The sequence below is a fragment of the Noviherbaspirillum sp. FW303-A3 genome (genome assembly GCF_058788695.1).
This window is the reverse complement of the sequence record NZ_JBYTAZ010000001.1, coordinates 3,302,708-3,329,026: the sequence shown is the minus strand read 5'-3', so window position 1 is coordinate 3,329,026 and position 26,319 is coordinate 3,302,708. Positions and strand designations below refer to the sequence as shown.

At 59.3% G+C, this 26,319-nt stretch carries 20 protein-coding genes; all 20 read left to right on the top strand.

Going from position 1 to position 26,319, the window contains the following annotated elements; translation table 11 throughout:
- Positions 1-117: 117 nt before the first annotated feature.
- The 20 genes from AC3WOY_RS16020 (at position 118) to AC3WOY_RS15925 (ending at position 26,297) form a co-directional block, all read left to right on the top strand.
- Positions 118-3,675, top strand: coding sequence for an indolepyruvate ferredoxin oxidoreductase family protein (locus tag AC3WOY_RS16020; protein ID WP_492425524.1), 3,558 nt, complete (start codon positions 118-120; stop codon positions 3,673-3,675).
- Between the two features lie 229 nt (positions 3,676-3,904).
- Positions 3,905-7,183: a fused isobutyryl-CoA mutase/GTPase IcmF gene (gene icmF / locus AC3WOY_RS16015; RefSeq protein ID WP_492425522.1), complete on the top strand. Its 3,279-nt coding sequence runs from the start codon at positions 3,905-3,907 to the stop codon at positions 7,181-7,183.
- A 514-nt stretch (positions 7,184-7,697) separates the two neighbouring features.
- On the top strand, positions 7,698-7,883 hold the full coding sequence (locus AC3WOY_RS16010) for a Flp family type IVb pilin (RefSeq protein ID WP_492425520.1): 186 nt from the start codon (positions 7,698-7,700) through the stop codon (positions 7,881-7,883).
- 108 nt (positions 7,884-7,991) lie between these two features.
- Positions 7,992-8,531: an A24 family peptidase gene (locus tag AC3WOY_RS16005; RefSeq protein WP_492425518.1), complete on the top strand. Its 540-nt coding sequence runs from the start codon at positions 7,992-7,994 to the stop codon at positions 8,529-8,531.
- Positions 8,528-9,886, top strand: a complete 1,359-nt coding sequence (locus AC3WOY_RS16000; protein WP_492425516.1) for a DUF8689 domain-containing protein — start codon at positions 8,528-8,530, stop codon at positions 9,884-9,886. The genes AC3WOY_RS16005 and AC3WOY_RS16000 overlap by 4 nt, the downstream gene beginning before the upstream one ends.
- Positions 9,887-9,945: 59 nt before the next feature.
- A complete protein-coding gene (gene cpaB, locus AC3WOY_RS15995; protein ID WP_492425514.1) occupies positions 9,946-10,776 on the top strand; it encodes a Flp pilus assembly protein CpaB in 831 nt (276 codons plus the stop codon).
- Positions 10,777-10,818: 42 nt separating this feature from the next.
- The gene (locus AC3WOY_RS15990; RefSeq protein ID WP_492425512.1) at positions 10,819-12,486 is read left to right on the top strand and encodes a type II and III secretion system protein family protein; all 1,668 of its coding nucleotides are present in this window, start codon (positions 10,819-10,821) and stop codon (positions 12,484-12,486) included.
- Between the two features lie 9 nt (positions 12,487-12,495).
- Positions 12,496-12,801, top strand: a complete 306-nt coding sequence (locus tag AC3WOY_RS15985) for a hypothetical protein (protein WP_492425510.1) — start codon at positions 12,496-12,498, stop codon at positions 12,799-12,801.
- Positions 12,802-12,824: 23 nt separating this feature from the next.
- Positions 12,825-14,126 (top strand): pilus assembly protein TadG-related protein, encoded by a 1,302-nt coding sequence (locus tag AC3WOY_RS15980; protein WP_492425508.1) that lies wholly within the window; start codon positions 12,825-12,827, stop codon positions 14,124-14,126.
- An 18-nt stretch (positions 14,127-14,144) separates the two neighbouring features.
- Complete coding sequence (locus tag AC3WOY_RS15975; RefSeq protein WP_492425506.1) at positions 14,145-14,660, top strand: TadE/TadG family type IV pilus assembly protein; 516 nt, start codon at positions 14,145-14,147, stop codon at positions 14,658-14,660.
- Positions 14,657-15,100, top strand: coding sequence for a TadE family protein (locus tag AC3WOY_RS15970; protein ID WP_492425504.1), 444 nt, complete (start codon positions 14,657-14,659; stop codon positions 15,098-15,100). The genes AC3WOY_RS15975 and AC3WOY_RS15970 overlap by 4 nt, the downstream gene beginning before the upstream one ends.
- 58 nt (positions 15,101-15,158) lie before the next feature.
- Positions 15,159-16,340 carry a CpaE/TadZ family protein gene (locus AC3WOY_RS15965; protein ID WP_492425502.1) on the top strand — a complete coding sequence of 394 codons (1,182 nt, stop codon included), beginning with the start codon at positions 15,159-15,161 and terminating at the stop codon, positions 16,338-16,340.
- Between the two features lie 50 nt (positions 16,341-16,390).
- A complete protein-coding gene (locus AC3WOY_RS15960; RefSeq protein ID WP_492425500.1) occupies positions 16,391-17,737 on the top strand; it encodes a TadA family conjugal transfer-associated ATPase in 1,347 nt (448 codons plus the stop codon).
- A 40-nt stretch (positions 17,738-17,777) separates the two neighbouring features.
- Positions 17,778-18,755, top strand: coding sequence for a type II secretion system F family protein (locus tag AC3WOY_RS15955; RefSeq protein ID WP_492425498.1), 978 nt, complete (start codon positions 17,778-17,780; stop codon positions 18,753-18,755).
- A gap of 22 nt (positions 18,756-18,777) precedes the next feature.
- A complete protein-coding gene (locus AC3WOY_RS15950; protein ID WP_492425496.1) occupies positions 18,778-19,716 on the top strand; it encodes a type II secretion system F family protein in 939 nt (312 codons plus the stop codon).
- Between the two features lie 57 nt (positions 19,717-19,773).
- Positions 19,774-20,961 (top strand): LytR C-terminal domain-containing protein, encoded by a 1,188-nt coding sequence (locus AC3WOY_RS15945; protein ID WP_492425494.1) that lies wholly within the window; start codon positions 19,774-19,776, stop codon positions 20,959-20,961.
- A gap of 110 nt (positions 20,962-21,071) precedes the next feature.
- Complete coding sequence (locus tag AC3WOY_RS15940; RefSeq protein WP_492425492.1) at positions 21,072-22,706, top strand: Ig-like domain-containing protein; 1,635 nt, start codon at positions 21,072-21,074, stop codon at positions 22,704-22,706.
- Between the two features lie 369 nt (positions 22,707-23,075).
- Positions 23,076-24,050, top strand: a complete 975-nt coding sequence (locus tag AC3WOY_RS15935; RefSeq protein WP_492425490.1) for a helix-turn-helix transcriptional regulator — start codon at positions 23,076-23,078, stop codon at positions 24,048-24,050.
- A 608-nt stretch (positions 24,051-24,658) separates the two neighbouring features.
- The gene (locus AC3WOY_RS15930) at positions 24,659-25,486 is read left to right on the top strand and encodes a helix-turn-helix domain-containing protein (RefSeq protein ID WP_492425488.1); all 828 of its coding nucleotides are present in this window, start codon (positions 24,659-24,661) and stop codon (positions 25,484-25,486) included.
- 127 nt (positions 25,487-25,613) lie between these two features.
- Entirely contained in the window at positions 25,614-26,297 is a 684-nt protein-coding gene (locus tag AC3WOY_RS15925; protein ID WP_492425486.1) for a Dph6-related ATP pyrophosphatase, read from the top strand.
- Positions 26,298-26,319: the final 22 nt, after the last annotated feature.

Sequence of the window (26,319 nt, the reverse complement as noted above, 5' to 3'; positions counted from 1 at the left end):
TTTGCATGCAAAATCGCTCATGACCGGCACCCCGGTCTTGCAATCTGGCATTACCTCGCCTTACCCGGCGACTCCTGCCAGCTGCTATCTGAAATAACCTTTTGGAGAAGACAAACCATGCCCGACACAGCAGTGGCCACTGCTGGGCAGGCCAACGCCGCGCAAGCCGGCAAACCTGCCCTCGCGTCCGTCAAACTGGACGACAAATACACTTCCACCACCGGCAAGATCTTTATCTCTGGCATCCAGGCGCTCGTGCGCTTGCCGATGATGCAGCGCCAGCGCGATTTGGCTGCCGGCGTGCATACCGCCGGCTTCATTTCCGGCTATCGCGGCTCGCCGCTCGGCGGCCTCGACGAAAACCTGTGGAAGGCCCAGAAACTCCTCGAAGAAAACCACATCAAGTTCGTTCCCGGCGTGAATGAAGACCTGGCGGCGACTGCCGTCTGGGGCACGCAGACCGTGGACCTGATCGGACCGGTCAAATACGACGGCGTGTTCGCGATGTGGTACGGCAAGGGTCCCGGCGTGGACCGCTGCGGCGACGTCTTCAAGCACATGAACCATGCCGGCACGTCGAAATACGGCGGCGTGCTGCTGGTCGCCGGCGACGACCACGGCGCGTATTCCTCCACGTTGCCGCACCAGTCCGACCATATCTTCGCCGCCTGCATGATCCCGGTGCTGTATCCCTGCAACGTGCAGGAATACCTCGACCTCGGCCTGCACGCCTGGGCGATGTCGCGCTATTCCGGCTGCGCGGTGGGATTCAAGGCACTGGCGGATACCGTCGAATCCACCGCTTCGGTCGACGCCGATCCCTTCCGCCTGAAGATCGAATACCCGACCGACTTCATCATGCCGGAAGGCGGCCTCAATACCCGGCTGTCCACCGACACCCTCGGCATCCAGGCGCGCAAGCAGGAAGCGCTGATGCAGGATTACAAGATCTACGCCGCCCTCGCCTACGCGCGCGCCAACAAGCTCAACCACACGACCATCGACAGCCCGAAGGCGAAGCTGGGCATCATCGCCTCCGGCAAGTCCTACCTCGATGTGCTGGAAGCGATGGAGGAGCTCGGCATCGACGAGAAGATGGCGGCCGACATCGGCATCCGTGTGTACAAGGTGTCCATGCCCTGGCCGCTGGAGCCGGACGGCGTGCGCGAATTCGCGCAGGGCCTGGATGAAATCCTCGTGGTCGAGGAGAAGCGCCAGATCGTCGAATACCAGCTCAAGGAGCAGCTCTACAACTGGCGCGACGACGTGCGCCCGCGCGTGATCGGCAAGTTCGACGAAAAAGGCGAATGGGTGCATCCGCGCGGCGAATGGCTGCTGTCGTCGAAGGCCGACTTCTCGATTGCACAGATCGCGCGCGTGATCTCGCAGCGCATCGCGCGCTTCCACACCAGCGACCTGATCAAGGCACGCCTGGCATTCCTGGAAGCGAAGGACAAGGTGTTGTGCAAGGCGGTGAACACGCCGCCGCGCCCCGCTTATTACTGCTCCGGTTGTCCGCACAACACTTCCACCAAGGTACCGGACGGCAGCCTTGCCTTGGCAGGTATCGGCTGCCATGTGATGGCGACCGCGATCTATCCGGAACACAACAAGCTGACCACGCACATGGGTGGCGAAGGCGCGCCGTGGATCGGCCAGGCGGCCTTCTCCAAACTGCCGCACGTGTTCCAGAACCTCGGCGACGGCACCTATTTCCACTCCGGCTATCTCGCGATCCGCGCGGCGGTCGCGGCCAACGTCAACATCACCTACAAGATCCTCTACAACGATGCGGTCGCCATGACCGGCGGCCAGCCGGTGGACGGCATCACTTCGGTGCCGATGATCGCGCAGCAGATGGTGGCAGAAGGCGTGAAGCGCATCGCGCTGGTGACCGAAGACCTGGGCCGCTATGAAGACCGTTCTTCCCTGCCTGCCATCGTCACCCTGCACGACCGCAAGGACATGGACGCCGTGCAGCGCGAACTGCGCGAGGTCCCCGGCGTCACCGTCCTGATCTACGACCAGACCTGCGCCGCCGAAAAACGCCGCCGCCGCAAGAAGAACGAATACCCGGACCCGAACAAGCGCCTGTTCATCAACGATGCCGTCTGCGAAGGCTGCGGCGACTGCGGCGTGCAATCGAACTGCACCTCGATCATGCCGCTGGAAACCGAATTCGGCCGCAAGCGCACCATCGACCAGTCGTCCTGCAACAAGGATTATTCCTGCGTGAAGGGATTCTGCCCGAGCTTCGTCACGGTCGAGGGCGGCACGCTGAAGAAGTCGAAGACCGGTGTGGCGAAGGAAGACGACTTCGGTCCGTTACCGGAACCTGTCATCCCCGGTTGCGACGCCCCGTACAACATCCTGTTGAACGGCATCGGCGGCACCGGTGTGATCACCATCGGCGCGCTGATCGGCATGGCCGCCCACCTTGAGGGCAAGGGCGTGTCGGTGCTCGACATGACCGGCATGTCGCAGAAGAACGGCTCGGTCACCTCGCACATCCGCATCTCGCAAGTGCCCGGCATGATCCGTGCGCAGCGCATCGCGACGGGCGAGGCCGACCTCGTGCTGGGCTGCGACATGCTGACCGCCGGTGCGCAGGACGCGATCTCCAAGATGCGCCCCGGCCGCACCCGCGCCGTCCTCAACACCCACCAGCAACCGACCGGCCACTTCACCAAGAACCCGGACTGGCAATTCCCGCTGCAGGAAGTGCAGGCGCTCATCAATGAATCCGTCGCCGACCGCGCAGACTACATCGACGCCACCCGCCTTGCCACCGCGCTGATGGGCGACTCCATTGCGACCAACCTGTTCATGCTCGGCTTTGCTTACCAGAAAGGCGCCCTGCCGGTTTCCGAAGCCGCCCTGCTGCGCGCCATCGAGCTCAACGGCGTGGCCATCGAGTCCAACAAGAAGAGCTTCCTCTGGGGCCGCCGCGCCGCCGTGGATCTCGCCCGCGTCGAACGCATCGCCATCCCCGGCCAGCCGGTCCTGCTGCAGATGCCGCAGACCCTGAACGGCCTCGTCAAGCGCCGTGTCGCCTTCCTGACCGAATACCAGGATACGGCCTATGCCGGCCGTTACGAAGCGCTGATCAACACCGTCCGCGCTGCCGAAAGCAAACTTGGCGAAGGTGACAAGATCTCCCGTGCAGTAGCGACTGCTTACTTCAAGCTCATGGCCTACAAGGACGAGTACGAAGTCGCGCGCCTGTATACCAACGGCCAGTTCGTCGACAAGCTCAAGCAGCAATTCGAAGGCGACTTCAGCATCAGGTTCAACCTCGCCCCGCCGCTGCTGGCAAAGAAGGACGCCAAGGGCCATCTGGTCAAGGCGGAATACGGCTCCTGGATGTGGAAAGCCTTCGGCGTGCTGGCGAAGCTGAAGAAGCTGCGCGGAACCAGGCTCGATATCTTCGGCTACTCCGCCGAGCGCCGGATGGAGCGTGCGCTGATCGACGAGTACCGCAGCACGATCCTTTCCCTGCTCGACAAGCTCGACAAGGACAACCTGGCACTGGCGGTGCAGATTGCCGCACTGCCGGAGAAGATCCGCGGTTTCGGGCACGTGAAGGAGAAGGCGGTGCAGCAGTATCGGGAAGAGCGGAAGGTTCTTCTGGAGAAATTCGAGGCATCGCTGCATGGAATGCCGCATGCCGCGTAAGCCTTCGTCTTTTCACCTATAAAGGAAGTAGGGTGCGCCGCGCACCGCCGGCGCCCGCGTCTTAACGGCGCGCAAGGCGCACCCTACCCGTCCGATACCTGGCAGAAACACTGTCATCCCAACGACGGCAAGCCGATTGACGTTGTGCTAGATTTGACGTTAACGTAAACGTCATTCCCAGCATAGGCCGCCCGCAAAGCCGCCTCAATATTTATAAAGAGACAAGCCAATGACCGACCTCTCCGTAGCCAAGAAGATCACCGAATACAAACCGGCCAACAAGGTCCGTTTCGTGACCGCGGCCTCGCTGTTCGACGGGCACGACGCCTCGATCAACATCATGCGCCGCATCCTGATGTCCAACGGCGCGGAAGTCATCCACCTCGGCCACAACCGCTCGGTCGACGAGATCGTCACCGCGGCGCTGCAGGAAGACGCGCAGGGCATCGCCGTTTCCAGCTACCAGGGCGGGCATGTCGAATACTTCAAGTACATGATCGACCTGCTCAAGCAGCGCGGCGGCGCACACATCAAGGTGTTCGGCGGCGGCGGCGGCGTGATCGTGCCGTCCGAGATCGAAGACCTGCATGCCTACGGCGTGACCCGCATCTTCAGCCCGGAAGATGGCCAGCGGCTCGGCCTCGCCGGCATGATCGTGTCGATGATCGAACAGTGCGACGTCGACCTGTCCTCCTACGCACCGACTTCGCTTGACGCGCTGACCAAGGGGGAGATGGTCGAGCGCCAGCGCCCGCTCGCACAACTGATTACCGCGCTCGAAAACGACAAGGCCGACGGCAAGCTCAAGACCGAACTGCACAAGGCCGCCGACACCATCAAGACCCCGGTCCTCGGCATCACCGGCACCGGCGGCGCAGGCAAGTCCTCGCTGACCGACGAACTGATCCGCCGCATCCGGCTCGACCAGGACGATGCGCTCAACATCGCCGTCGTCTCCATCGACCCGTCGCGCCGCAAGTCGGGCGGCGCGCTGCTCGGCGACCGCATCCGCATGAATGCGATCAATCCGTGGAACGGCCAATCGCGTGTCTTCATGCGCTCGCTCGCCACGCGCGAAGCCGGCTCGGAAATCTCGCAGGCGCTGCCCGATGTCATCGCCGCGTGCAAGGTCGCAGGCTTTGATCTTGTGATCGTCGAGACCTCCGGTATCGGCCAGGGCGACGCCGCCATCGTCCCGCATGTGGATGTATCGATGTACGTGATGACGCCGGAATTCGGCGCCGCCTCGCAGCTCGAAAAGATCGACATGCTCGACTTCGCCGATTTTGTTGCGATCAACAAGTTCGATCGCAAGGGGGCGCAGGATGCGCTGCGCGACGTCGCCAAGCAGTACCAGCGCAACCGAGAACTGTTCATGAAGAAGCCGGACGAGATGCCGGTCTACGGCACGCAAGCCTCCCGCTTCAACGACGACGGCGTCACCGCGCTCTACCAGGGCCTGCTGCCGAAGCTGACCGAACTCGGGCTGAAGGCCCAGGCGGGCAAGCTCGCGCCGGTCAACGTCCGCTTCTCCTCCGGCAAGAACGCGATCGTGCCGCCCGCGCGCACCCGCTACCTTGCCGAAATTTCCGATACCGTGCGCGGCTATCACAGGAACACCGCGAAGCAGGTCAAGCTGGCCCGCGAACGCCAGCAACTGCAGGAAGCCAAACGCATGGCGGCCGCCTGCAGCAAGACGGCCGACCTCGACGACCTGATCGTCGAGCGCGACAACGCGATGGACCCGAGCGCGAAGAAACTGCTCGCCATGTGGCCGGACATGAAGGCCGCCTATTCCGGCGAAGACTACGTGGTCAAGATCCGCGACAAGGAAATCCGCACCCGCCTCGTGCAGAAGACCCTGTCCGGCACCACCATCCGCAAGGTGCAACTGCCGAAGTTCGAAGACCACGGCGAAATCCTGCGCTTCCTGATGGCCGAGAATGTGCCCGGCTCCTTCCCGTACACCGCCGGCGTATTCGCCTTCAAGCGCGAGAACGAAGACCCGACCCGCATGTTCGCCGGCGAAGGCGACGCCTTCCGCACCAACCGCCGCTTCAAGCTGGTGTCCGAAGGCATGGACGCCAAGCGCCTGTCCACCGCCTTCGACTCGGTCACGCTGTATGGCGCCGACCCGGCCCCGCGTCCCGACATCTACGGCAAGATCGGCAACTCCGGCGTATCGATCGCGACACTGGACGACATGAAAGTGCTGTACGACGGCTTCGACCTGTGCAACCCGGCGACTTCCGTGTCGATGACGATCAACGGTCCGGCGCCGTCCATCCTTGCGATGTTCATGAACACCGCGATCGACCAGCAGATGACCAAATTCCGCGCCGACAACAAGCGCGAACCGACGGACGACGAAGCCGCCAAGATCAAGGAATGGGTGCTGGAGAACGTGCGCGGCACCGTGCAGGCCGACATCCTGAAGGAAGACCAGGGCCAGAACACCTGCATCTTTTCGACCGAGTTCTCGCTCAAGGTGATGGGCGACATCCAGGAGTACTTCGTGCACAACCGCGTGCGCAACTTCTACTCGGTGTCGATTTCCGGTTACCACATTGCCGAAGCCGGTGCGAACCCGATCTCGCAGCTTGCCTTCACGCTGTCGAACGGCTTCACCTTCGTCGAAGCTTATCTCGCACGCGGTATGCACATCGATGACTTCGCGCCCAACCTGTCGTTCTTCTTCTCCAACGGCATGGACCCGGAATACACCGTGCTCGGCCGTGTCGCCCGCCGCATCTGGGCAGTGGCGATGCGCGACAAGTACGGCGCCAACGAGCGCAGCCAGAAGCTGAAGTACCACATCCAGACCTCCGGCCGCTCGCTGCACGCGCAGGAGATCGATTTCAACGATATCCGCACCACGCTGCAGGCGCTGATCGCGATCTACGACAACTGCAACTCGCTGCACACCAATGCCTACGACGAAGCGATCACCACGCCGACCGACGAATCGGTGCGCCGCGCACTCGCGATCCAGCTCATCATCAACCGCGAGTGGGGCCTGGCGAAGAACGAAAACCCGAACCAGGGCAGCTTCATCATCGACGAGCTGACCGACCTGGTGGAAGAAGCTGTGCTGCAGGAATTCGAGCGCATCGCCGAACGCGGCGGCGTGCTGGGCGCGATGGAAACCGGCTACCAGCGCGGCAAGATCCAGGAAGAGTCGATGTACTACGAGCAGCTCAAGCACGACGGCACGCTGCCCATCATCGGCGTCAACACCTTCCGCAATCCGAAGGGCGAAGCGATCCCGCAATCGCTCGAACTGGCGCGCTCCACGGAGGACGAGAAGCAGTCGCAGTTGAAGCGCCTCGCCGACTTCCAGACGCGCAATGCGGCCCAGGCGCCGGTCTTGCTGCAGCGCCTGCAGCGGGCGGTGATCAACAACGAGAACGTGTTCGCGGTACTGATGGATGCGGTGCGCGTGTGCTCGCTGGGCCAGATCAGCAATGCGTTGTTCGAAGTCGGCGGCCAGTATCGCCGCAACATGTAAGAAGCCGTAACGCGTTTAATCCTCATCAACCATTCGCACTGCGATGCACGTCATCGCAGTGCGCAATGCGTCGCCCGCGCCGATTCAATCAACTACTTCCTGCTCACCGCGAACGCAGCGACCGCCTCGTCGTCGGCCGAGTCATGATTGCAGGCATCAGTTCTTCCACTGCAAGAAATTCCTTGCGTTCGACGCCGGCAACGGATGCCGGCAATCGCATCGATCCTTTCTATTCACGCCCAGCGACTCGACAACACGCATAGGTCCATGCGTATCCGTGATGAACCGACCGCTGTCCCGCAGCAACGGACGCTCCATTCTCTGACTAACAGCAAGTACTCTCGGCCGCTGCGAGGAAATCGTAGTGCATGTGCACTATTAACATCGCAGCGTCCAAAACGTAATCTGTGATCACTGCGCCGCTAAACGAAAAAGCCTTGAACCAGCAGGGAGAGGCGGAAGCAAGCAGGCCAGTATATGCAGTTCTCTTCACTAACCGACATAGGAGTAGCCCATGAATGCAGTGATGAAGTTTTTGAAGGATGAGGAAGGGGTAACGGCAATTGAATATGCCTTGCTTGCAGCATTGATTGCGCTTTCTATGGCAGCGGGCGCAGTAATTCTGGGGGATGGGCTGGAAACACTGTTCACCAATATCGGCAATGAATTGAGCACCGCTACTGTTCCTGCAATTCCTTAATCAAGTCAAAAATGGAGCGGAGTAATCCGCTCCACTCCAACAATAAAAAGTTGACATCGCAAGTCAAGCCAATTCGACAGTTCCTGGCGCGAAGCGAGAGGTAGAAAAATGTATCCGGAAATTATCCTCGTATTGATGGTATGCGCCGCAGCAGCATCCGATTTTTCTTCCCGTCGGATTCCCAATGCGCTCATCGCAGCCGGACTTGCTGCAGCCCTGATGCTCCATGTATTTAGCCCTGACGGCGCTGGATGGAAAGCATGGTTGACCGGGATGTTGACCGGACTTGTACTGTTCTTGCCGTTTTACGTGCTGCGCGGGATGGCCGCCGGTGACGTGAAGCTGATGGCCGCTGTCGGGTCCTTTGTCGGTGCGTCGATGGCATTCAAGGTGGCGTTGGCGACCTTCCTGATCGGCGGGGCATGGGCGCTGGCAGCCATTGTCTTGAAGGGCAAGATCAAACAGGCATCGCTAAACATTTCGGAAATTGTGCTGTCGCGCGGGGCTCGTTCATCTGTCATGGCGCAAGAGGAAAACGACATGCCCGCCCGGAGCGTGGGGAGGCTTCCGTACGGTGTTGCCATAGCATTGGGCACCGTGACCATGCTGCTTGTAGAGCATGGATTTTTGTTTGGTGAGGCGTCATGACGACTACTTTTCATGCGCCACCGGCTGAAAGCACACCGGGTCACCAGGACACAAACTCTTCAACGGGGTTTCTGCTGCCAGCAATTCCTCGCAGCCTTGAGGAGACCGGGCTGTCGGAATCGCTGCTGATCGAACTGATCGCCAAGACGATTGGCGCCTCCGGAAAAATCCAGCTTCCTGTGCTGTCGCACAAACTCAAGCTGTCAATTAACGTCCTCAACAAGGTGCTTCACTTCATGGTGACCGAGCACCTTGCCGAAGTCACACGCCGCGGCGAAACGGATGTGGACGTCCAGTACCAGCTTACCGGCGCCGGAAAGGAGCGGACGGCAGAGTTTTTGTCCCGCTGCCGCTACGTCGGTCCGGCCCCGGTGTCGCTGGATGCCTACCGCGCCATGTTCAGCCGCCAGTCCGTGCAGCAGAACCGCGTGACACAGGAGGAGATGGCGCAAGCCTTTGCCGACATCACACTGAATCCCGTCGTGCGCGAGCAGGTCGGCGCGGCGATGAACTCTGGGCGGCCAATCTTCCTTTACGGGCCTGCAGGCAGCGGCAAGACCTACCTCGCCGAGCGCCTCAGCCGTGTGATGCATGGGCTGGTGGCGATTCCTTATGCGATCACTGTTGAAAATGAAATCATCCAGGTGTTCGATCCGCTTGTGCACGAACCGGTGGAGGAGGCTGCGGATCCCACCTCGTTCGAACGTCGCAACATCGACGAGCGCTGGCTGTCCTGCAAGAAGCCCATCGTGCTGACCGGGGGAGAACTGACCCTTGAAATGCTGGAGCTCCGCTATGACAGGAACAATGGGTTTTATCAGGCGCCGCCGCATTTCAAGGCCAATGGAGGGATTTTCATTGTCGATGATCTCGGCCGCCAGCGGGTCGCGCCGAAGGATCTGATGAACCGCTGGATCGTGCCGCTCGACCGAGGCCGCGACCATCTCACCCTGCATACCGGTTACAAGTTCGACGCGCCGTTTGATGTGTCCGTCGTGTTTTCGACCAACATGCTACCGGATACCCTGGCCGACGAATCGTTCCTGCGGCGCCTCGGCTACAAGATTCATGTAGGCCCACTAAGCGAGGACGAATATCGCGCGGTCTTTCGCCATCATGCCGACGTACTCGACATTCCCTACGAAGAGAGTGCCTTTCGCTATCTGATCGATGAACTCCATGCGGCAAGCGGGCGGCCATTGCTTGCCTGCTATCCGCGAGATCTCCTGGGCCAGGTGGTCGACTATGCACGCTTCAGGAGCGAGACACCCGTCATGACCGTTCTTGCCTTGTCACGGGCGTGGCGCACTTACTTTGCCAAGCACTATGACGGAGCGGTATCGACAACGAAATGAAGCAGACGGTACAGGGGAATAAGCAGGATGAGGGTGCATGTTCTTGAATGGGGAATGAAATGAGGAATACACGTGCCGTATTAATGATCCTGGTTGCATTGGTCGCCGGTTTAGGTGCAGTGTTCTTCGCGTCCAGGTGGCTGGTGGAGAAATCGGCTTCGGGCGTGGGAAAAATCGCTGTCGTGGCGACAGATGTCAACCTGGGCCAACGCCTGGCACCTGAAATGATCAGGCTGGTGGACTGGCCCGCAGGCAGCATGCCGCCGGGATCCTTTACCGATCCGAAAAAGCTCGACGGCCGCGTTCTGAAAACGACCCTGATGCGCGGCGAGCCGGTAATGGAGAGCAAGCTCGCGCCCGTAGGAACAAAGGGCGGACTGTCGGCAGTGATCGCCGAGGGCAAGCGTGCAATTACGGTACGCGTGAACGATGTCATCGGCGTAGCCGGCTTTGCCTTGCCGGGAAATTATGTGGACATCATTGTCAGCACGCAGAAGGAGGGCATGCGCAACGACAAGGACCACACCATTTCGAAAATCGTGCTTGAGCGCATCCTGGTGCTGGCAGTCGCACAGGAAGTGAGCCGCGATGACACCAAACCCCGCGTCGTCAATGCCGTCACGCTCGAGGTGGCGCCGGACGAGGCCGAGAAACTCGACCTTGCGCGCAGTGTGGGCACGCTGTCGCTCGTGCTGCGCAATCAGATCGACCCCAAACCGGGCGCCACCGACGGTGCGACGAAAGCCGCGCTGCTGAATGACAAGGAGCCGGTGACCGCTCCGCAGAAAAAGCCATTCGTGAAAAAAGTCGTCATGCGCACGTCCACGCCTGCGCCGCAGACGTGCGTCGGCGTCGTCAACGGACTGCGCGGCTCACAGGAGTGCTACTGAGAATAAAAAAGTGGCATCCCAAAAACACAAGGGAGTAATTCGATGAATCATCAAAAAGGCATGCGAAACTGCGGCGTCCCTGCATTCCTTGTGGCGTCACGGAGCAGGATCGGCGCCGCCGTCCTGGCCCTCGCTGCAGGGAGCGCGCAAGCGCAGCCGGCAGTGGAAGCCGGCGTTCTGACAGCGCAAACCGGCGAAAACGCCAAACCGGTCAAGGTAGCGCAGTCCGGCGGAACGGCGCGCAGCCAGACGAAGACAAATGCCGCGGGAAGCGCAACCCAAGGACAGGCGATGGCGGGGCCAAAGTGCACCGGCGACGTGCCGTCTCCCGGAAGACTCTCGGTTCCGCTCGGCAAATCCACGCTGCTGCGGCTGCCGGAACCCGTAGTCAACCGCACCATCGGCAACCCTGAAGTCGTGCAGGCCATGATGGTGTCGCCGCAGACGCTTTACGTGCTGGGCGTCGATCTCGGCACGACCAACATGATTATCCAGGGACGAAGCGGCACATGCACAACCATCGATGTGGTAGTGGGCATGGACCCCGCGGGACTGCAGTCAGCCTTATCCGAGTTCCTGCCCGACGAAAAGAACATCCGAGTCTCCTCGGCCGCGGATACCCTAGTGATGAGCGGCACAGTCGCCGATGCGACGGCAGTCAGCCGCGCGGTCGAGCTTGCCAACGCATTCGTACGCCGGCCTGCCGCCGAAGTGCAGAGCGGCGTCCAGTCCGCCGGCAAGGACGGCGGTGGCGCGGGCATGCAAGGTGCCGGACAGCGCGGCCAGCAAAGCCGCATCGTTAACTTGCTGAACGTCGCGGCACCGCAGCAGGTCATGCTGGAAGTGAAAGTCGCCGAAGTATCGAAATCACTGCTCGACAAACTGGGCGTCGGCAGCGCGCTGCAGACAAGCAGCGGAAGCTGGACTTATACGCTGCTTTCCAACTTCCTGACGGGCACGGCGAACGGCCTTCTAGATGCAACGAAGACCAACGGCAATTCAGTAACGCTGGAAGCGGAAAGGCGTGACGGCCTGGTCAAGATCCTTGCGGAGCCGACAGTCATGGCGATCAGCGGGCAGGAGGGAAATTTCCTTGCCGGCGGCAAGATCCTGATTCCGGTCGCGCAGGATAGTGTGACCGGCGGAACGCGAATCACCCTGGAGGAAAAGGAATTCGGCGTGGGCCTGCGCTTTACACCCACGGTGCTGGCAGGTGGGCGAATCAACCTGAAGGTCGCGCCGGAAGTATCGGAACTGTCGCGCGAAGGCGTGGGTATTACGGCAATTGGTGTGACCGGTCGGGCAATCCTGCCGCTCATCACGACACGGCGTGCGTCTACCACGGTGCAGCTATTCGACGGCCAGAGCTTTGCGATCGGCGGACTTATCAAGAATAACGTTGTCTCCAACATCAAGGCGCTTCCCATACTTGGAGAAGTGCCTGTCCTCGGCGCGCTGTTCCGCAGCACCGACTTCCAGCAGGACAAGTCCGAATTGCTGTTCGTCGTCACGCCGCGCCTGGTCAAGCCGCTGCCGCCGAACTATGCGCTGCCGACTGACAAGGCTCCCGACCCGACGCGGCCCGAGCTTTTCCTTGAAGGCCGCCTGGAGGGAAAAGCGGCAGAGCCGAAAGCTTCTCCGCAAACCGGTACCCCGCCCGCCGGCGAACCGGTGCAGCAGGGAAGTCTCAGCGGATTCGAATTGAAATAGGAGAAAGCCATGAGCATTCATGAGACACGGTGTCGGCGAAAAGGCTTGCTGAAAGACGTATTACCGGCCGCCTTTTCCTTACTGCTTGCCGGCTGTGCACCGACGACGCCGGGCTGGGATGCTGCGTTCGGCGAGTCGGTAAGGATAGCGACGGCGCGACAAATCATCGATCCGGATGCATCGCGCAACGCCGATCCGGTCAGCGGTATCGACGGACGTGCGGCGAAAGAGGCCATGACGCGCTATCAGAAATCCTTTGCCGAAAAGGAACCGCAGCAGAATGTCTTCACGATTAATGTCGGCGGCAACCGATAGAGTTCATACATGATCGATATTGGATGAGCAGCATGACAATGCCCCGATCTTTCAATGCATCTTTGTATATGCCCCCCGTCCGGCAGCAGCGCGGAGCCGTTGCAGTCATCGTTGCAGTATCGATCGTAGTGCTCGTCAGCTTCGTCGGCCTGGCACTCGATCTCGGAAGGCTTTACGTTGCAAAGTCGGAATTGCAAAACGGCGCCGACGCCTGCGCCCTAGCGGCGGCGCAGGCGTTGACCGGCGTAAGCGCAAATCAGCTTGCCATCGCCGAGTCGGCAGGGATGACGACCGGAGGGCGTGGCAGGGTAATGTTTCAAGACGAGAACATTGCGCTGGCAGTGGATGACAGTGTCGAATTCAGTCGCACTCTCGACGGCGACTACGCGACAAAAGCGGCAATCAGCGCCGCCGATGCGCTCGACATGCGATTCGTCCGTTGCACCGTCGGCAGGGAAAGCATCGAGACTTGGTTCATGCAAGTGTTGAACATGCTCCCCGGCGTCGATATCGGTGCACAAGCCGTACGTGCGAGAGCTGTGGCGACGCGTGTCGCCGCGCAGACAAATTGTGCGTTGCCGGTCGCGATCTGTCATACCGCGGTGCCGGAAGATACCGCAGCAGGGACGTGGGTACAAGGGGCGATCGGTCCTTCCGGTGATCAGAATGCCGGTGGAGGAGGCTTGACCGGCAATTTCAAATGGATCGACTTTACTCCGCCGGGTGGCGGCGCGAGTGAATTGGGAGCAGTTCTTAAAGGGCCAGGTACGTGCAATCTTCCTTCGATTGGATCAGAGGTAGGACAGCCGGGAAATATCTCCTCCGCAGCCGACGAGTGGAACAGCCGGTTCGGCATATATTTCGGCGGGACACCGTTGGGCAGTGCAGTCCCCGACTTTACCGGCTATGCGTATACGGAGGTGAACTGGCCTTCGCGAGCCAATGCGTATTCCGACTTCCGGGTAAAACGCTCGACCAACGAGGCCTACCAGGGAAATGACAGCACGGGCCTGAATGCCAAGGGCACTCCGCAAGGTAGCGGGTACCTGGCCGCAAACGCGGCCGATCGCCGGCTTGCCATCGCCCCTATCGTCGACTGTGCTGGCTTCACCAGCGGCTCCACTACGCCGGTTCTGGAGTGGGCGTGCGTATTAATGCTACATCCCATCAACAACAGTGCAGGCGGAACCGGGACCGGAGCAGACAGGATGTATCTGGAATATCGCGGAAGATCGACCGATCTGAACAGCCCATGCGCTTCGCTTGGCATGCCCGGCCAAGGCGGCGTCAGTCAAGGTCCGCTCGTACCTACCCTGGTTCAGTGAGCAAATATGCGGACGAAGATGAACAAACTGCAGAAAGGATTTCCCGGAAAGCGGGCGGCAATGCGAGGTGTTGCCGCAGTAGAGTACGCGATACTGTTGTTACCGATGATGCTCCTTGCTTTCGGCGTCGTCGAATACGGCCGCGCACTCTACCAGTACAACACGCTCGTCAAGAATGTGCGTGACGGCGTCAGAATCCTGAGCCAGAACAATCCGACCGACGAGGCCTACGCGGACATACAAACGGACGCGAGATGCCTGGTTGTGCATGGAAACACAGCGTGCAGCGGCTCGCCGTTGGTGCCCGGGCTCACGACCGTCCATGTGCAGATTTGTGACCGTATACATTTCGCCAACTGCACGGACGCGGCCCAGGGGGATTACCTGAATGTCGAGACCGGTCTGGGCGTCGTCAATCTTGTCGAGGTGCGTATCACCGGATATCAGTTTGAATTTCTCGGGCTGCCGTTCGTCACAAATTCGGCCTCCCTGGATTTCAACGATATCCGGGCCGTCATGAGGCAAATCGTATGAAGCCATCTCGACCTGCATTCAAATCCAGACAACGCGGCGTGGCGGCATTGGAGTTTGCGCTCGTGGCCAGCATTGGCGGTTTTCTCCTTCTTCTAATCGGGATCATGGAGTTGAGTCGCGTGCTTTTTTATATGAATACGGCCAGCGAGGCGACGCGCCTGGGCGCGCGCGTGGCGGTTGTCTGCGATATCAACTCCCCGGCAATCCGAAACCGGATGCGAGGAATGCTGAACATTCTTGAGCCGGACGATATTTCCGTCGTCTACTCGCCTGCCGGCTGCGGGCCCGGAAACTGCCAGACGGTCACCGTCAGCATTGCGTCCAACACAGTCGTCGAAACCTTCATTCCGTTCATGGAATTTTCTGTCAATTTGCCGGCATTTTCCACGACGCTGCCGCGCGAGAGTCTCAACAGCACCAGCAATTCCTTATGCAGCTGAATGCAGTCATTGTGCCGTCACCCATTTGCAGCAATGTCAACCGGAATGAAATATCGCTATGAAATCGCTCTGCATTACAAATGACGAATATCTTCAGCAGCAGATCGCAGCTATTTGTGCCGCGCGTACCCCGCTGCTTGCCGTCTCGATGACGAAAGGGCGATTTCAACATGCCGCAAAACTTCTGATGTCCGACTTGCCGCAACTCGTCATGCTGGATGCAACGGATATCGACAGCGCCGACTTCTTATCGCTCGAGAAATTCAACGCGCAGTACCCGCAAGTCGCCGTCATGCTGCTGACGCCTGACCAGTCGCCGGAGTTTTTGATGCGCGCGTTGCGTGCCGGCGTGCGCGAAGTCGTTACGCTCCCGCTCGAACACGCGAGCATTTCGGACGCGCTGGACCGGATCGCCAACAAGGCTCAATTCGTATTCAGGCAAGGCAGGATCCTGTCTTTCATCTCTTGCAAAGGCGGGAGCGGCGCGACCTATCTTGCAACAAATTTCGGCCATGCCCTGGCAACCATGGCCAAGAAGAAGGTCTTGCTGATCGATTTGAACCAGCAGTTCGGCGATGCGTTGTTGTATGTGTCGGACAAGAAGCCGGCAATGACACTTTCCGATGTATGCGTTCAAATCGACCGCCTCGATGCGGCATTCCTCGAGTCTTGCCTGGTCGAGGTAGCTCCCAATTTCGGAATCCTGGCAGCGTCCGACGATCCTGCACGCTCGACGGATATCACACCGGAGCATATCGATACGATCCTGCGACTGGCGCGCAACTGCTACGACTATATTTTGCTCGACGTGGGACGGCAGATCGACGCGGTCACCATCCGGGCGCTCGACAATGCCGACGTTATCCAACCCGTCCTGCAGCTCGCACTACCTTACATTCGCGACGGGCGCCGGTTGCTGGACATCTTCCGCTCGCTTGGCTATTCCCGCGAAAAAATCCGCCTGATCGTCAACCGCTACGACGCCGGAGGCAATCTTCGCCTGGCGGACCTCGAGGCGGTACTCGGCAAGGTGGAGTACACGGTACCGAACAGCTATGCCCCGGTGAGCGATTCGATCAACCAAGGTGTGCCGATCCTGCGACTGGCGCGACATGGCGCCGTGGCGAAAAGCTTGCTTGGCATGGTGGGAAAAACGACAGGCGTGAGGGAAACGGAAGGCAAGGGATTCATTGTCCGTCTGTTCAATCGCGGCTTGCAGCTAGGCGACATGAAGGCATAAGGCGCAATCACAGAACAGGCATCAGGGCCGTTGCGGCAAGGAGAAAGCAAGTGACACTACGTGAGACATTTTCCGTTGTTGATGGCAGGAGCAGGCTGAACGGACACGAAGCCTCCATGGCAGGAGCGGCATACCAGGCCTTGAAGCGGGAAATGCACCAGGCGATCCTCGACCGCATCGACCTGGAACGGTTGCAGAACCTGACCACGGCCCAGTTCAAGCAAGAGCTCGGATTGCTGGTGGAGCGCATCATTGACGAAGACAACATCGTCATCAATCATGCCGAGCGCCGCAGCCTGGTCCTCGACATCCAGCACGAGATGCTGGGTTTCGGACCGCTGGAGCCGCTTCTGCAAGACCCAACCATCTCCGACATCCTGGTCAACACCTTCAATAAGGTGTACGTGGAGCGCGCCGGAAAGCTGGAATTGACGAGTGTGGTGTTCCACGACAATACGCACCTCATGAAGATCATCGAGAAAATCGTCTCGCGCGTCGGACGCCGCGTCGACGAAGCCAGTCCCATGGTCGACGCGCGCCTCCCGGACGGGTCGCGGGTGAACGCCATCATTCCGCCGCTGGCAGTGGACGGACCTATCTTGTCGATCCGCCGGTTTGCCGTCAATCCGCTGACAGTCAGCGATTTGCTGTCGTTCAAGAGCTTGATGCCACCCATGGTGCAATTGCTGGAGTCGTTGGCGAAGGCGAAGATCAACATCCTGATTTCGGGCGGTACGGGCAGCGGCAAGACGACGTTGCTGAACGTAATGTCAGGCTTTATCCCGTCGGGCGAACGAATTGTGACCATCGAGGATGCGGCGGAGCTGCAACTGCGGCAGCCGCATGTCGTCAGGCTGGAAACGAGGCCCCCTAATATCGAAGGGAGGGGCGAGGTGTCGCAGCGGGCGCTGGTGCGCAACGCCCTGCGCATGCGTCCTGACCGCATCATCCTCGGTGAGGTACGCGGCCCGGAAGCGCTCGACATGCTGCAGGCCATGAATACCGGCCATGAAGGGTCGCTTGCAACAATCCACTCCAATAGCCCGCGCGACGCCCTCGCGCGCCTTGAAAACATGGTGGGCATGGCCGGCGTGAACCTGACGCAGCGGGCGACCCGGCAGCAGATATGTTCTGCCATTACGGTAGTGATCCAGGTCACCCGAATGACTGACGGCGGACGCAAGCTGGTGAGCATTCAGGAAGTGACCGGCATGGAAGGCGAGGTCATCACCATGCACGAGATTTTTGCGTTCAAGCATACCGGCACGAGTCCGGACGGAAAAGTGCTCGGGCACTTCGCGGCGACAGGCATCAGGCCCCGCTTTGTCGATCGCCTGCGCACGTTCGGCGTGCCGGTGCCCGACACGCTGTTCGATCCGCAGAGGACATTCGAATAATCCGCATGCGTGAACATGGCATCAAAAAAAGGGGAGTCAGGTGGATACAATTTTTTATATCTTCGCAGCCCTGTTGTTCGCTGCCGTGATCTTTGCCGTGGAGGGCGCCTACATATGGTGGTCCTCCACCCGAGGTCGGGAAGCAAAGCGCATGGAGCAGCGCCTGCGCATGTTGTCCGCGGGCGCGCATGGCGGCAGCGAACAGATGTCAATACTGAAGAATCGGCATCTCAGCGAATCGCAAGCCGTGGAACGCTTGCTGCTGAACGTGCCGCGCGTCCATATGCTGGATCGATACCTGACGCAATCCGGCCTGCAGTGGTCCGTGTCGAAGTTCTTGACCTACTCGGTATTCGCGTTCATCGCAGGCTCGATAGGCGCGATGTTGCTCCGTCTCCCGGTCGCACTGTCATTCCTGGCCGGTGTCACGGCCATGTTCATTCCTCTTGCAGTGATGCAGCGCGCGCGCAGAAAGCGCCTTGCCCAGCTTGAAGTGCAGTTGCCGGAGGCCGCTGATCTTATCAGCCGCGCCCTGCGGGCAGGCCACGCATTTCCCAGCGCATTGCAGATGGTCGGCGACGAAATGCAGGATCCGATCGCCGGCGAGTTTCGCATCGCATTCGACGAAATTAACTATGGCGTTCCGATGAATGAGGCACTCATGAATCTCGCCGTTCGCGTTCCCTTGACAGATTTGCGCTATTTCGTGATTGCCGTGCTGATTCAGCGCGAATCCGGCGGCAATCTTGCCGAAATACTCCGCAACATCAGCCAGATCATCCGGGACCGACTGAAGCTTCTCGGGCGCATCCGGGTGCTCTCGGCGGAAGGCAGGTTGTCAGCCTGGATCCTCGCGCTTCTGCCGTTTTGCGTCGGCGGCTTGCTGACCATCATTAATCCAAAATACATGAAGGTCTTGTTCGTGGATCCCATCGGTCCTGTCCTGATGGGCGGCGCGGCAGTATTCATGACGCTTGGCGTGCTATGGATGCGCAGCGTCATCCGCATTCATATCTGACGCCGTGATCGGGGAGATGGCAATGAACAATCCGCAACTTTTATTTCTTGTCGTGGTTTTTGGCATCGTGTTCGGTCTGGCTTTAGTTGTCATGGTGACGTTGGTGCCGAGCAAAGCCAGGCAGCGCCTCACGAATCTGACAGGGGCAACGGACAGGGTAGCATCCGACGACGGGTGGATCGAGCAGCTGGCGAAGCTGGCGAAGCCAGTTGCGAAGCTGTCGGTGCCTGAAGAGGGATGGGAAAGTTCGCCGTTACGGATGCGCTTCATGAATGCCGGCTGGCGGAATCCTTCCGCACCGACCATCTATTTCGCAGCAAAGACTGTTCTCGCGATCGGAGTGCCGCTGCTTGCTACCTTGCTCGCCGCACCACGGTTTGGCTCCACAAACGGTAACTTGTTTCTATTTTTGCTGCTGCTCTGTGCAGCAATCGGCTATTACCTACCAAACGGAATCCTGGCGCATACCGTCGAAAAACGGCAGCTCGAAATCTTCGAAAGTTTTCCCGATGCGCTTGATTTGCTGACTGTGTGCGTGGAAGCAGGGTTGAGCCTCGACAGTGCGTTGACAAAAGTGGCCGAGGAGATCCACATCAAGAGTGAAGTGCTCAGCAGCGAGCTGCAGCTTGTGCTGATGGAAATGCGCGCCGGATTTTCGAAAGAGAAGGCATTGCGAAACCTGGCATTGCGTACCGGGGTTGAAGATGTGGATACGCTGGTCGCCATGCTGATCCAGGCGGAGCGCTTCGGGACAAGTATGGCGGATTCGCTGCGCGTCCACTCCGACACCCTACGCACCAAACGGAAGTTCCGTGCCGAAGAGGCAGCGGCAAAGATCGCGCTCAAGCTGCTTTTCCCACTGATTTTTTTCATCTTTCCTTCGCTGTTTGTCGTGCTGCTCGGCCCTGCGGTCATTCAGATCTATCGCGTGCTTTTACCGACGTTTGCGGCAGTCCATTGAACGAATGGGAACAATCACTGCGTCTGGCAGTGCAACAGGATGGAAATTGGAGGGTGAATGAAATCTTCGATCAAGCTGATGGGCTCGATGTGCGGTGCCGCCGCCTTGCTTGGCTGTACGGTGAATCAAAAGGTGTCCGACACAACAATTGTGCCGACAATGAATGTCAGGCATTCCTTCGAATCGGCCGATGGCTACTATGCCTTGGGACGTTATCACCACGGCGGCAGCCGGCTCGACGATGCCCGCAAGGCTTATGAGGAAGCGCTGCGGCTGGACGCCGCCCATGTGCCCACGTCCAATGCACTGGCGGTCCTGTATGCAGAGTCCGGGAAGTTTCAGCAGGCATCGGAAATCTTGCAAAAGCTCATTGAGAACAATCCAGGATCGGATCATTTATTCAGCAACCTGGGATATGTCCACATCCTTAACGGCGATTACGGCGCTGCCGTGACTTTCCTGGAAAAGGCAGTTTCGCTTGATCCGAACAATGCCCGCGCATGGCGAAACCTCGGCAGCGCCATGGAAAAGCTGGGCAATGCCGAACGAGCGCAACGGGCGTTCTCCAATGCACGCGCGGCGGCACTGGGCAAGATGGAGCGACCGAAAGAAGGCCCAATACCTGTAACGCCATCCGGTCGGGGTAAGCCCGCTCTATTGCAGCACGTGTTGACTGACAAAGCACCAGGCGCCGAAGACATGGTGGTGCAGACTGCGGAAGGCGAAGGGGCTGTCCGTACAGAAGTCACGAAAATTGGTCCCGCCGTCTATGAAGTGAGACAGGTGGAAAAAAGGGAAACGATCAACCTTGTCACAAGGGAGAGAGCCGATAGGCAGCGCGATAGCGGATCGATCACCGGCAAGCCCGCACACACGAGTGCCGTTACTTACGCGGCTGATGGCAGAACATCTCCGACACGCCTCGAAATCAGCAATGGGAATGGCATTAACGGCATGGCCAGGTTGCTTGGAAAGGCTATTGATGGCGAGGCATTCAAGGTCGTGCGCCTGACCAACCAGAAGCATTTCAGGGTGCAGTCGACACGCATTGAGTACCGACATGGCTACGAACATGCCGCGCGCATTCTCGCGAACGATTTGGGACCGATGGTTGAAATAAGCGCAGGCCGTACTGGGCCCGCAGACGTGCGCCTGGTGTTGGGTCGCGATGTCGCAGGCAGTGAGGCAATGCGGAATCCCGACCGGAATCATTGGCGGACAGCAAGCTATGTCGATTCCCGTTGACGGCGGTGAAGTCGTCCGCCGCAGATGGTGATTCAGGACACTTGCATGAAACTCCCCCTGGCTTCGTCGACTGCTGACGTCGACAGCGTCATCGGTTGAGGTAACGAATAGTGCTTGTTTATTACAACTCAAATTTGGATGCGATCGTGAAAACAAAAGCAATCACACTGCGCAGGGCCTTCGTTGGTTTGGCTGGATTGATTCTCGCCGCATGCGGAGGGGGGGGAGATGGCAGCAGCCAGTTGCAAGTACCGACAGCGTGCCTGACAACGGCATTGAGCGCATGCGGCGCGCTGCCGGCAAATAGTATCGGCTCGGCTACGCCCGTGACAAAGGCAAGCCTGACGCTTGTGCTGCAGGATGCAAACGGCAATCCAGCAAATCTGCTGGGCAGCACCGGACCATTGACGGCAAGAGCTCGACTTGTTGATGCGTCCGGCACTCCCGTTGCAGGGTCTGTGGTGCGATTCACTACGGATGCCGCATTGGCGACTATCGGCAGTGCATCCTCCATGAGCGACGCAAACGGAATCGCGACTACCCAGGTGTATTCAGCCTCACCTTCGGCTGCGGGTGCCGGAACCGTCAGCGCTACGTCGAGCTTTACGCCCGCAGGGGCAAGCACTGCCGTCTCCGTCTCCGGCAGTGCCAACTTCAAAGTGGGCGCAGCCGTGCAAGACACAGCTGCAAGTGTTCTGCTCGTCTCTATCGATCCGGCTGACAAATCGATCCTTATGAAGAACACGATCGGAACTGGGAGGGTGCAAACTGCGCAGGTCAAGTTCAGGGTTGTCGGCCGTAACGGTCAGCCGATCGTGAATCAGAAAGTCAGGTTCAGTTTTCAGCCCGCGAATGCAGATCTCACGTTTGCCAGAAACACCGGTGTGACGGGACAGAATGGCGAAGTGACTGCTGTCGTCAACGCTGGCAATACCGTCACCGTTGCGGCGGTAAGAATTACCGTTGTCGACGAGGCGGACAATCCTTTACTTGATGGCAACCGCCGCCCTATCACAGCAATCTCCGATCAGATCACTGTGACGAACACGTTGCTTAATCCGGAAGGAATCAGCCTTACGACGAGCAAGTTCCTCCTCGAAAGCATCAACGTGGTCGGCGAGCCGGCAGTTCTGACGGTTCGTCTTGCAGACCTGCAGGGCGGCGGCATTACCGATGGCGTTGCAATCGCTTTTACGAGCAATGGCGGTTACATCGTCGGCAGCGATACGAAAGGCCAGGCGACTGATAGTGCGAGATGCACGACGATCAATGGCTCCTGTTCAGTCAGAGTGGTTCCTGCCAACCCGATGCCGCCAGGGGGCATCGCCACGATAAACGCCATGTTGCAGCTCAACGGCCAAGTGATCACGAAAGACATTCAACTCGGGTTCAGTGGAGCAGTCGCTCGTTTCACGGGCGCTTTCGATATTGACGCGACCACCAGTTGCGACACGCGCTCCATCACGTTTAATATCGCCGACGTCAATGGCAATGTGATGCCTGAAGGATCGAAATTGACCATTCTCGGCCCGCTCAACGTGTCTGGGACGATCGTCAACGACACCGTCAAGTATCCGTTCAGCCTCACAGGCGGAACGGTGCACCAGGTGCGGGTGACGCCGACCTCGAATTGCAGTACGACCGGCACGCGGATTGTGGAAGGCAGCCTTGCACTTGTGCTAACGACGCCGTCCGGAATCGAATCGTCGCAGGTCGTCACCATCCGTTACCGGACTGCGTCCTGATCTGTTGCACGCTGGAGGTCGCCGGTTTCCGGCGACCGGCCATATGCGATACACAAGCGTCAGGCTCAGGTTGACCGGCGCATGCGCACATCGTTTTCTGTCAGGCCTTCCGAAAATTTATTTACAGGTGGTAAGTCTCCGCGCGGAGACTTGCCCGGTCGACAGCTGACCCATCCAATTCCGGCGGTTCGATCCGGCCGTGTCGATATCCGACAACACCACTCCTCTTCATTCAATGGTTTGACCTCTTGGTTCTGTGGAAAATCAATGCCTGGAGGGCACCGTAGAAGATACGATTAGTTACAAGTGATTGTTGTTGAACGGTTTGAGTAATTTACCCTTCACTGAATAAGAAAAGCAGGTAAAAACATGCCGTTGGAAGCCTTCTCTAATGCACTCATTGGCCTGTACGAGATAGCCGAACATACAACTCCAGACGATTTTCCTGCCGAAGCGCTCAGAATGATCCAGAAGCTGATCGAATTTGACGGTGCGATGTTCGGAAACGTTGCAATTGCTGCCGATGCCTCTCAGGGACTAGTCATCGAACAGGCTTACATCTACAACCGCGACAAAAATCTACTGCAGGAATACTCCGAAGTGCTGGGAGCCGACCCCATCGCAAGAGCCTTCTTGGACGGTATAGAGCAACCGCTCGCATGCGACTGCGCCGAGGTGTATGCACTGGAGGGACTGGAGCAGCTCGCCGCCCTGGCGCAACGGCACGACATACGCAATCTGCTGTTGAAAGGCCAGAAGCCAACCGCAGAGACCAGTGCGCTCGGTCTTGCGTTGTACCGTTCCACCGGGCCGCAGTTCGACAACGCCGACGTGATGCTGATGCACGTTCTGTGGCCCCATGTGCTGCAGGCCACGCGAGTCAATTTGCAGAGGGCGCTGAGATTGATCGACCCGCATGGACAGACAAGGGCGCTCGCCCTCGTCAATTCACGTGGAATGATCGACGTCATGAATGATGCAATGGCCGAGTTGTTGCGACTCGAATGGCCCAGCTTCAATGGCCGCGGTCTTCCTTCCGATGCCTTGGGAATTCTCGTTGCCCAAGGCGTTTTTCGCGGGAAGAGAATCGAGATATCGGTCACCGCAAAGTATGGATATCTCGCATGCGTCGCGCGGCGCACGCCGCTGGTCGATATGCTGTCCCCGTCCGAACGCGCGGTGGCCGATCATTTTTCGAAAGGATTGCAGCACAAAGAAATCGCTTTACGTCTGAACGTGTCGCCCAACACGGTTCGAAATCAGATTGCCCAGATCTACCAGAAGCTCGGCGTGCATAGCAAGGCGGAGCTGGTGCGCACGCTCTCGAGCCGGGTGGCGCGCTAGCTGACAGCGACGGGCAAGTGGAGGACCAGTACGTGAAGATGCTGGCTGCAAACTTGTCGCCTCTCTCGATTTTCTGATCAATCAACCATGTTCCTGTCGTGAAGCAGTTGAATGAACTGCTCCGCAGCCGGTGACAGGTGCCCCACAACATCGTGACTGCGTTCCACAAGCTTTGCAACGGCATACTAAGTAACTCGGCAGTTCCGCCACTGTCAGGTAGTGCGCAGAGCACTAGTCGAAGCGTGCAAGAACCGCAACATGTAAGAAACCGTAACGCGTTTAATCCTCATCAATCATTGGCACTGCGATGCACACCACAGCATCGCAGTGTGCAATACCTCTCTGCTTCGCTGCCTGAATTTTCCGACACGCTGCAGCAAGTCCGTTTTCCCTCTGAAAGCATGCAGCGGCGCATTACTTTTCGCTATCAACTTTCTACTCATCAATAGGAATAATCCGAGATTTTGTATCGATTGACTTACACGTTTTTTCATCCGCTGTCCGATACTGTCAAAGGTTCCACATATTGATAATTGTTCTCGACAAGATTGATGCACCGATTCACCCGCCGCGATTCGCATAATCAAATCTCAGAGGAGCAAGACAATATGTTAATCACCAACAAAACCTCCCAAGCCGCCTATGGCCAAACGATCTCTGCGGCCCAGCACGGAAGCAGCCTGCCCGGACGCCACGCCAAACTCTGGTCCAGCCTGACCGAAGTCGCCAGGCTGCTCGGCATCCCCGCCTTCGTGAAAGACGGCGACTGCCAGTTCCAGCACGTCCAGTACAAGGCAGGCCAGCGCATCTACACGATCGGCCAGCCCTTCGACACGCTGTATGTCGTGTACTCCGGCTTCCTCAAGTCCGTGCTGATCGATGATGCCGGCCACGAACAGGTCGTTGCCTTTCCGATGAAGGGCGACCTGCTCGGTGTCGACGCCATCCATGGCGGTGTCCACCAGACGGAAGCCGTGGCCTTGTCCCCCTGCGAAGTCATCCTGATTCCGTTCAAGACCCTGACCACGCTCGGCCGCAGCCAGCCCGACCTCGAAGTCGCGTTCTACGGCGTCATGGGCCGTGAACTCGCGCGCGAACAATCCCTGATCAGCGCCCTCGGCTCGCTCGGCGCGGAAGCCCGCGTCGCCCGCTTCCTCGCCTTCATGTCCAGCCGCTTCGAAGAGATGGGCTATTCCGGCAAGCAATTCAACCTGCGCATGACCCGCGAAGAAATCGGCAACTATCTCGGCCTCACGCTGGAAACCATCAGCCGTACCTTGTCCGCCTTCGCGACGGCCGGACTGATCTCGGTCGAACTGCGCAATGTGATCCTGCATGATGTCGCCGCACTGCGCTCACTGCGCCGCCTGCCCGCGCGGACCCGCCGCAAGGTAGCGTCCGTCGCCGCCAACGAGGAAGTCCGCGCAGCCGCCTGACGCGCCTCCTGTCCCTGTCCGCGATCCGCCATCCCGGGCAGGGACACTACTTCGCCGTCCACGAGTCTGAGATAATCCCGTCGCCGCATCGCACGCGGCGCCATTCAATCTCAACTCGGACGGCACCATGAACCAATACGACCAAACCCCGGCCCTCGTCTCCTGGAGCGGCGGCAAGGATTCCTGCCTCGCCATGTGGCGCGCCCGCCAATCCGGCATGCAGATCCGCCGCCTGATCACGGCGATGGATGAGAGCGGCGAGAGTTCGCGCTCGCACGGCGTTCCTCCGGAGCTGATCCAGGCGCAAGCCGATGCGCTTGGCGCGGAGCTGCGCTTTTACAAGACTTCCTGGGGTAATTACGAAGAGCGTTTCATCGCCACATTGCGCGACGCGCTCGCGGCCGGCATCCGTCATGCGGTCTTCGGCGACATCGACCTCATGCCGCACCGTGAATGGGAAGAGAAGGTGTGCGCAAAGGCGGAGATCACGCCCGTCCTTCCCCTATGGGACGAACCGCGGCGCAAGCTGGTGGATGAATTCCTGGCCCTCGGTTTCAAGGCAGTGGTGGTATGCGTGAACGGGAAATACCTGGGACAGGAGTTCGCTGGGCGCGAGTTTGACGAAGCCTTCCTGGCCGACCTCCCTGCCGGCGTGGATGCCTGCGGAGAAAACGGGGAGTTTCATACGTTCGTGTACGACGGCCCCGCCTTTACCCAGCCGGTAAGCTTCCGGAAAACCGACGTCCTGGAATACCGGGCTCCGGAAAAATTCGGCGCCGGCACGTACTACTTCCAGAAGCTGGCGAAGTAGCACACGGACACGGACGGCGGGG